The organism is Amphritea opalescens, from assembly GCF_003957515.1.
In the GTDB taxonomy this organism is placed as follows: Bacteria; Pseudomonadota; Gammaproteobacteria; order Pseudomonadales; family Balneatricaceae; genus Amphritea; species Amphritea opalescens.
The window spans coordinates 1-6,378 of the sequence record NZ_RQXW01000033.1 but is presented as its reverse complement, the minus strand read 5'-3'; the positions used below and the strand labels follow the sequence as shown (position 1 = coordinate 6,378).

General features: G+C 47.7%; 7 protein-coding genes. All 7 read right to left on the bottom strand.

Annotated elements, in window-relative coordinates; all coding sequences use genetic code 11:
• Positions 1 to 534: 534 nt before the first annotated feature.
• The 7 genes from tatC to EH243_RS18355 all read right to left on the bottom strand — a co-directional run bounded on the left by tatC (position 535) and on the right by EH243_RS18355 (position 6,122).
• Entirely contained in the window at positions 535 to 1,284 is a 750-nt protein-coding gene (gene tatC, locus EH243_RS18385; protein WP_126160118.1) for a twin-arginine translocase subunit TatC, read from the bottom strand.
• Positions 1,271 to 1,648: a Sec-independent protein translocase protein TatB gene (gene tatB, locus EH243_RS18380; protein ID WP_126160117.1), complete on the bottom strand. Its 378-nt coding sequence runs from the start codon at positions 1,646 to 1,648 to the stop codon at positions 1,271 to 1,273. Before tatB ends, tatC begins: the two co-directional genes overlap by 14 nt.
• A gap of 17 nt (positions 1,649 to 1,665) precedes the next feature.
• Positions 1,666 to 1,911, bottom strand: a complete 246-nt coding sequence (gene tatA, locus EH243_RS18375; RefSeq protein ID WP_126160116.1) for a Sec-independent protein translocase subunit TatA — start codon at positions 1,909 to 1,911, stop codon at positions 1,666 to 1,668.
• A 99-nt stretch (positions 1,912 to 2,010) separates the two neighbouring features.
• Entirely contained in the window at positions 2,011 to 2,346 is a 336-nt protein-coding gene (locus tag EH243_RS18370; RefSeq protein ID WP_126160115.1) for a phosphoribosyl-ATP diphosphatase, read from the bottom strand.
• Between the two features lie 8 nt (positions 2,347 to 2,354).
• Positions 2,355 to 2,744 (bottom strand): phosphoribosyl-AMP cyclohydrolase, encoded by a 390-nt coding sequence (hisI, locus tag EH243_RS18365; RefSeq protein WP_126160114.1) that lies wholly within the window; start codon positions 2,742 to 2,744, stop codon positions 2,355 to 2,357.
• Between the two features lie 105 nt (positions 2,745 to 2,849).
• On the bottom strand, positions 2,850 to 4,487 hold the full coding sequence (ubiB, locus tag EH243_RS18360; protein WP_126160113.1) for a ubiquinone biosynthesis regulatory protein kinase UbiB: 1,638 nt from the start codon (positions 4,485 to 4,487) through the stop codon (positions 2,850 to 2,852).
• A gap of 99 nt (positions 4,488 to 4,586) precedes the next feature.
• Entirely contained in the window at positions 4,587 to 6,122 is a 1,536-nt protein-coding gene (locus tag EH243_RS18355) for a GGDEF domain-containing protein (RefSeq protein ID WP_126160112.1), read from the bottom strand.
• Between the last annotated feature and the right edge of the window lie 256 nt (positions 6,123 to 6,378).

The following is a 6,378-nucleotide window of genomic DNA, read 5'->3' as shown; positions in this document are numbered from 1 at the left end:
CCGTTTGCGGTGAGTCGTCTCAAGCGAGGTGCGTATTTTACTCAACACCCTGATGAAGTCAACCTTTTTGTTTAAGAATTTTTAGCAAATCCTCAAACGAAGTCGGCGACTTCCTGTTTCACTTTCCGCTGTTAAAAGCTTGCGTTAAACGCCGTGCTTTCAATGGGTTAATCAAACAGCTCGACTTGTTTCAGTGACCGTTTCCGGTGGCTGTCTCAAGCGAGGAGGCGCATTCTACACCGGACAGGCAGGGAGTCAACAGGGGCAGCACGAAAAGTGTCATTTTGATGAAAAAGGTTGGATTTTTAGCGGCTACCCGCTGCTCACCTAGATAGACCCGCTAGGAGCACCAATCATGTAGCGCAACAAGACCGCAGTTTAAAGCTTATCGCCTCTGGAAGAGGCTCCTACCAGAAAACACAAACCGCCTGGCGGCGGTTTTTGTGGTTTCTCTATTGGCTAATGCAAGTAAATGCTTCGATCTCATCATTCACTAACGACAGCTCATCTTCTAGCAACGCTCTATCCCGATACTTACTCTTCAACCTCAGGACTTTTCCTTTTAACGATCACTGCCAAGATAATACCTAACTCAAATAGCAGCCACATAGGGACGGCCAACAATGTTTGTGAAATCACATCCGGTGGCGTCAATAACATACCCAACACAAAACATCCGACAATAACGTACGCACGCTTTGCTCTTAAGCTTTGCACATCGGTTATGCCACTCCATACCAGCAGCAAGGTTGCGATAGGAATCTCGAAGACAACACCAAAAGCAAAGAAGATCTTCAGCACAAAATTGAGGTAGCTACTGATATCGGTCATCACGGCGACGTTCTCTGGCCCTACACTCGTGAAGAAGCCAAAGATCAGCGGGAATACCACGAAGTAAGCAAACGCTATACCTGAATAGAAGAGCACAATACTCGATGCCAATAGCGGCACGGCCAGCCGTTTTTCATGCTTATATAAGCCCGGAGAGATAAAGCCCCACACTTGGTGCAGAATAACCGGCATCGCCAAAAAAAGAGATAGCACCAACGTTAATTTGAAAGGTGCAAAAAATGGCGAGGTGACATCCGTTGCAATCATACTGGTACCCGCAGGCAGCAGCGCCGTTAACGGCTCAGACACAATCTCATAAAGGTTGTTAGCAAAATAAAATAGACAGAGGAATAAAATTAAAATTGCCAATAGCGCGCGCATAAGGCGGCTACGCAATTCTACAAGATGAGAGACAATGGGTTGCTCATCATCGGGTTGGTTAGGATCTATCATCGGCCTTGGTCTTTTCCTGTTCAGACGCTACGACGGTATGCGACTCGTTCTCTACCTGACTAAGGCGGTCTTCAAGCACTGCCGCATTATCCGTTTTTTCCGTGCCTGCAAGCCCTTCTGACGATGGCGTCCGCATCTCGTTGAGCTCACGATCAAGCTCATCCTTCTGCATCGCTATCTGTCGCTTCATCTCGTCTAGACGTAACTCTTCACTGATTTCTGATTGAATGCCGCTGAGGGTCCGTTTTGCTTTACTCACCCACAAGCCAACAGTGCGAACAGCGATGGGGAGTTTTTCAGGCCCCAACACCACTAATCCGACGACTGCAATAATCAGTAACTCCGCAAAACCGATATCAAACATTTACAGTTACCTGCCAGTTACTTATCAGTTTTTGGCTCGTCTTTACTCTGCTCTTTCGCTGCCGCGCTATCTGTCTCAGCAAAATCAGCATCAGCTTCAATCTTTTTCTCTTCCTCTTTAGGCTCGTCGTTCATGGCTTTTTTAAAGCCTTTCACTGCTCCACCTAAATCGCCGCCTAGATTACGCAATTTCTTGGTACCAAACAGCAATACCACGATTACCAAAAGAATAGCCAACTGCCAAAGACTAATGCCACCTAACATATTATTGTTCTCCGTATTACAACATGAACGATTCAAACCGTCCGTTAAATGATTTCAGACGATGTTAACGCCCACTCAGTAGCGCCAACATGACCTAATTTATTTTTGCTCTGACCTTGAGGCTTTTTCTTCTAAGCCCGACATATCAAAACGACGTGCCAATTCGTTAATCACCGCTTCAGGCCGCTCACCTAAGTGAGATAAAGCGACGAGCGAGTGGAACCATAAATCAGCGGTTTCGTAAATAACATGATTATTATCGCCGCTCACTTCAGCATCCTTAGCTGCCAAAATGGTTTCCGTTGCTTCTTCGCCCACTTTCTCTAGGATTTTATTTAACCCTTTTGCATGCAGGCTGGCCACATAGGACTTTTCAGCTGTTGCCATTTTTCGTTGTTCGAGAATATCGCCCAGCTGTGTTAATACATCACTCATATCAGGCCTTACTTATCGTAAATCGTATGTGGATCTTTCAGAACAGGCTCAACCGCCACCCACTCTTCCGCTTGTAGGGTTTTAAAGAAGCAGCTTTCCCGCCCAGTATGGCAAGCGATGCCGCCTAACTGCTCAACACTCAGCAGAATAACATCATCGTCGCAATCTAAGCGGATATCATGAAGCTGCTGGACGTGGCCGGATTCTTCGCCCTTACGCCACAATTTCTGCCGCGAGCGCGACCAGTATATAGCCCGCTGCTCTGCAACGGTTAACGCGAGTGCTTCACGATTCATCCAGGCAACCATAAGCACCTTGCCCGAGACATGATCCTGAGCGATTGCCGGCACGAGGCCGTCACTATTCCACTTAACCTGTTCTAACCACGGTTCAGACATATCAATATTCTTTATCATCTAAGCAGGCAAGGATACCTGATCCCCTACGACTCTACTATCCCCGAAACATGGGAGGCCGCTAGCCTAATCATTAATTGTTTCAATTCAGTGACGCAGCAATAAGACAGCGCCAACCCCACCTAATAACCAACCGATCGCCGGCAACTCTTGTAACGCCAATAGCGGATCATCCAATGAAAGACCCACTGCAGCCACCAAACAGACGACGCCAACCCAGCGCCATTGATGGCTAGCCTTCTGCTGCAGCTCTTGCCGAGCGACGCTCATGGCCAACATATCACGGCGCCGAGTGTCATCCATGTTCTTTAATTGATTCAGTGCGTCGTAAGCCATCTGAGGTAGCTGAGGCATTTTATCCAACCAATCGGGGGCCTGTTGTTTAATTGAACGATAGGCTGCTTTTGGCCCCATACGTTCTTTCATCCAACGCTCCAAAAACGGTTGGCCGGTTTGCCACAGGTCCAACTCAGGATAAAGCTGCCGCCCTAAACCTTCGATATTTAACAGCGTTTTTTGCAATAGCACTAGCTGAGGCTGAACCTCCATATTGAAACGACGCGCTGTTTGAAATAGACCCATTAAGACCATCCCAAAAGAGATATCTTTTAACGGCTTTTCAAAAATAGGCTCACAGACACTGCGAATAGCGGTTTCGAACGACTGCACATTGGTATCTGCCGGTACCCAGCCAGAATCAATATGCAGTTGCGCAACCTGACGATAGTCTCTCTGAAAAAAAGCCAAAAAATTACGCGCTAGATAGCTTTGATCTTCCGGTGAAAGTGAACCAACAATACCAAAATCAACCGCGATATATTGCGGCGACGCTGGATTTTCACGGGATACAAAGATGTTGCCAGGGTGCATATCTGCATGGAAGAAACTATCGCGGAACACCTGGGTGAAAAAGATTTCGACCCCCTGCTCTGCCAGCTTTTTCATATCGGTATTCTGAGCTTTCAGTTGCTCGATATCCGCCACGGGGATACCGTGTATCCGCTCCATGACCAACACATTCTGACGGGTTAGATCCCAATAGATTTCTGGCACATAAAGTAACGGGGAGTTTTCAAAATTACGTCTAATTTGTGAACCGTTAGCCGCCTCTTTGCGCAGATCCAGCTCATCAAAGATAGTGTTTTCATAATCGGCCACTACCTCAACCGGTTTTAGTCTGCGCCCTTCTGCCCACAGCGTTTCGACTAACCGAGCTAAGGTATAAAGCAAAGCCATATCTTTTTTGATGGTTTTACCGATGCCTGGGCGGATGACCTTAATCACCACTTCTTCGCCGTTATAGAGCAAAGCTTCATGCACCTGCGCCACTGAAGCCGACGCCATAGGCTCAGGATTAAACTCGGCAAACAGCTCTTCTACTGGGGCGTTTAACGCCTCTTCAATTAACTGCTGTGAATACGCGCTGGCAAAAGGTGGCACCTGATCCTGTAGTTTTTTCAGCTCCAGCGCCAAGTCATCCGATAACAGATCGCGTCGGGTAGAGAGCATCTGACCAAACTTAATAAAGATAGGGCCTAGCTCTTCTAAGGCTAACCGTAGACGCTCACCCTGTGAACGAGGTCCCACAGGAATGAAGTAGCGCCATAGCATCAATTTTAAAAGCAGTCGGGCATACCAATGCAGACTGACCTGCTCAAAAAAAGTATCGAGCCGGTATCGAGCAAAAACCCGTGCTATTTTGAAAATTCGGAGTAAACGTCGCACCGCTGTTGTTTTCCGTGGTAGTGGTTCTGGAATAAGGCAGGCATATTGCCCACTTCAGTAGCGAAGGTAAAGAGCTGCATCATACCGAAGAACTAAAGGTTAACCCAGCTCAATACGGTTGCGACCTAAACGTTTCGCTTCATAGAGCGCTTTATCTGCCCGATTGAAGAGGCTATCGATCGCATCTTCAGGCTGCACTTCGGTTAAACCAAGCGAAAGTGTAATTTGAACGGGATCGCCATGAAAATTAAATGGGCTTTGCGCGACCGCTTGCCGTACCTTGTCGACCGCAATCATCGCCTGCTTAGCGGTCGTCCCAGGCATCAGAATAACGAACTCTTCGCCACCATAGCGAGCAACAAAGTCCGTTGAGCGGCTCTGTTTAGTCAGAATATTAGCGATTAGCCGCAACACTTTATCTCCCGCTTGGTGACCGTAAGTGTCATTGATTCGTTTAAACAAATCAAGATCGGCAACGGCTAGCGAAAAGGGTTGCCCATAGCGCTTCCAACGTTCGAACTCTGCATGCAACTGTTCATCGTAGCCGGCCCGATTTGGTAACGAGGTCAGTGAATCAGTGAGTGCTTTATGTCGTTCCGACTCGATATGCACCTTCATCTGATGGGTTTGCTCTTCCATCTGCTCAAAACGACGCTGCAACTGCAGGTAACGCTCATACAAACGCTGCTCACGGCGCTCTTCTTTCTCTTTGAATAGATCGACCGACTTAACAATGTTTAGCAACTGCGAAGAAACATGACTCTTAAGCTGTTGCAGATCGTTGGATTCCTGCATCACGGTTTGTATCGACTGCACATCCTTTTGAATACCATTCGTCAGCAAAACCACTTCGTCTGCCGCTAACTCATCGGTTTGCCCGGCCTTCACATAGGCTTGCACCTCCACTAGGTGGCCCGTGAGATTTTGCAGATAGTTTTCAAACTCGGCACCGTTATAAGCATTAAAGCGGGATACGAGACCAACAAGATCCTGAACAATGCTCGAAAGGCCGTTCAGTGTGACGCCTTCCTCGATGCGGCTCACCAGCTCTCGCGCCAAAGACATATCACCCGGCGGTATATTTAAACCCGCAATAAGACTGAGCAACTCAGACCCTATCTTTTGCAGTAGCGCTTCGTCTTCCTGCGCTATCCCGTCGAGTGCTGCATGATGATGACCTTGATTAAAATCATCCGCTAACAAAGGCCCTTGAAGCTCAACCAGCTCATTGACAACCTTGGCAATAACAGCGAGCTGTCCCGAGAACGGCGTCATCTCCCCTTCAATGCCTTTCAGGCGTTGATCGGCCGCCTCTGCAGTCAAGTTAAGTCGTAGCTGATAGATCCACTTACGCAGCCCCAGCAGTAACGCTTCCTGCTGCTGTTGCTGCTCGATATCCAGCCCGCGCAACTGCTTCTCAACTAACTGAATCACCTTTGGTGATCCCGGTTGATTATTTTTAAGCTGAGTACATAAAAGATTAAGCGCATGATCTAACTGCGCAGACTGACCATCGAGGGCGACCGTCATCTGACACAGCAGATGCTGAAGAGGCTGATCTTCAAATTGAGTTTGCAACTCATCCATCTGATCAGAAAGTGACTTGTAACGCTCTTTCCAGTCGTCCTGTTCCATCCCAAATCCTTACAAACCGGCCAGCCGATAGCCATTTCACCCAATCTTATGCCAGTTTAGGCCCGACAAGCCAGCCCCCAAACTTCGGTTAACGGAAAAACAGGCAATAAAAAAGCCGCATAAAGCGGCTCAGACTGCTGAAAAAGTCCTCGTCAAATGACGAGGATTTTTTATAATAGAGCCATGTTAAAAGAACGCCCCCAAACCCAGTCCACCCTTGAGTTTGTCTGTATTGATGAGCTTGTGCCTAAAGATC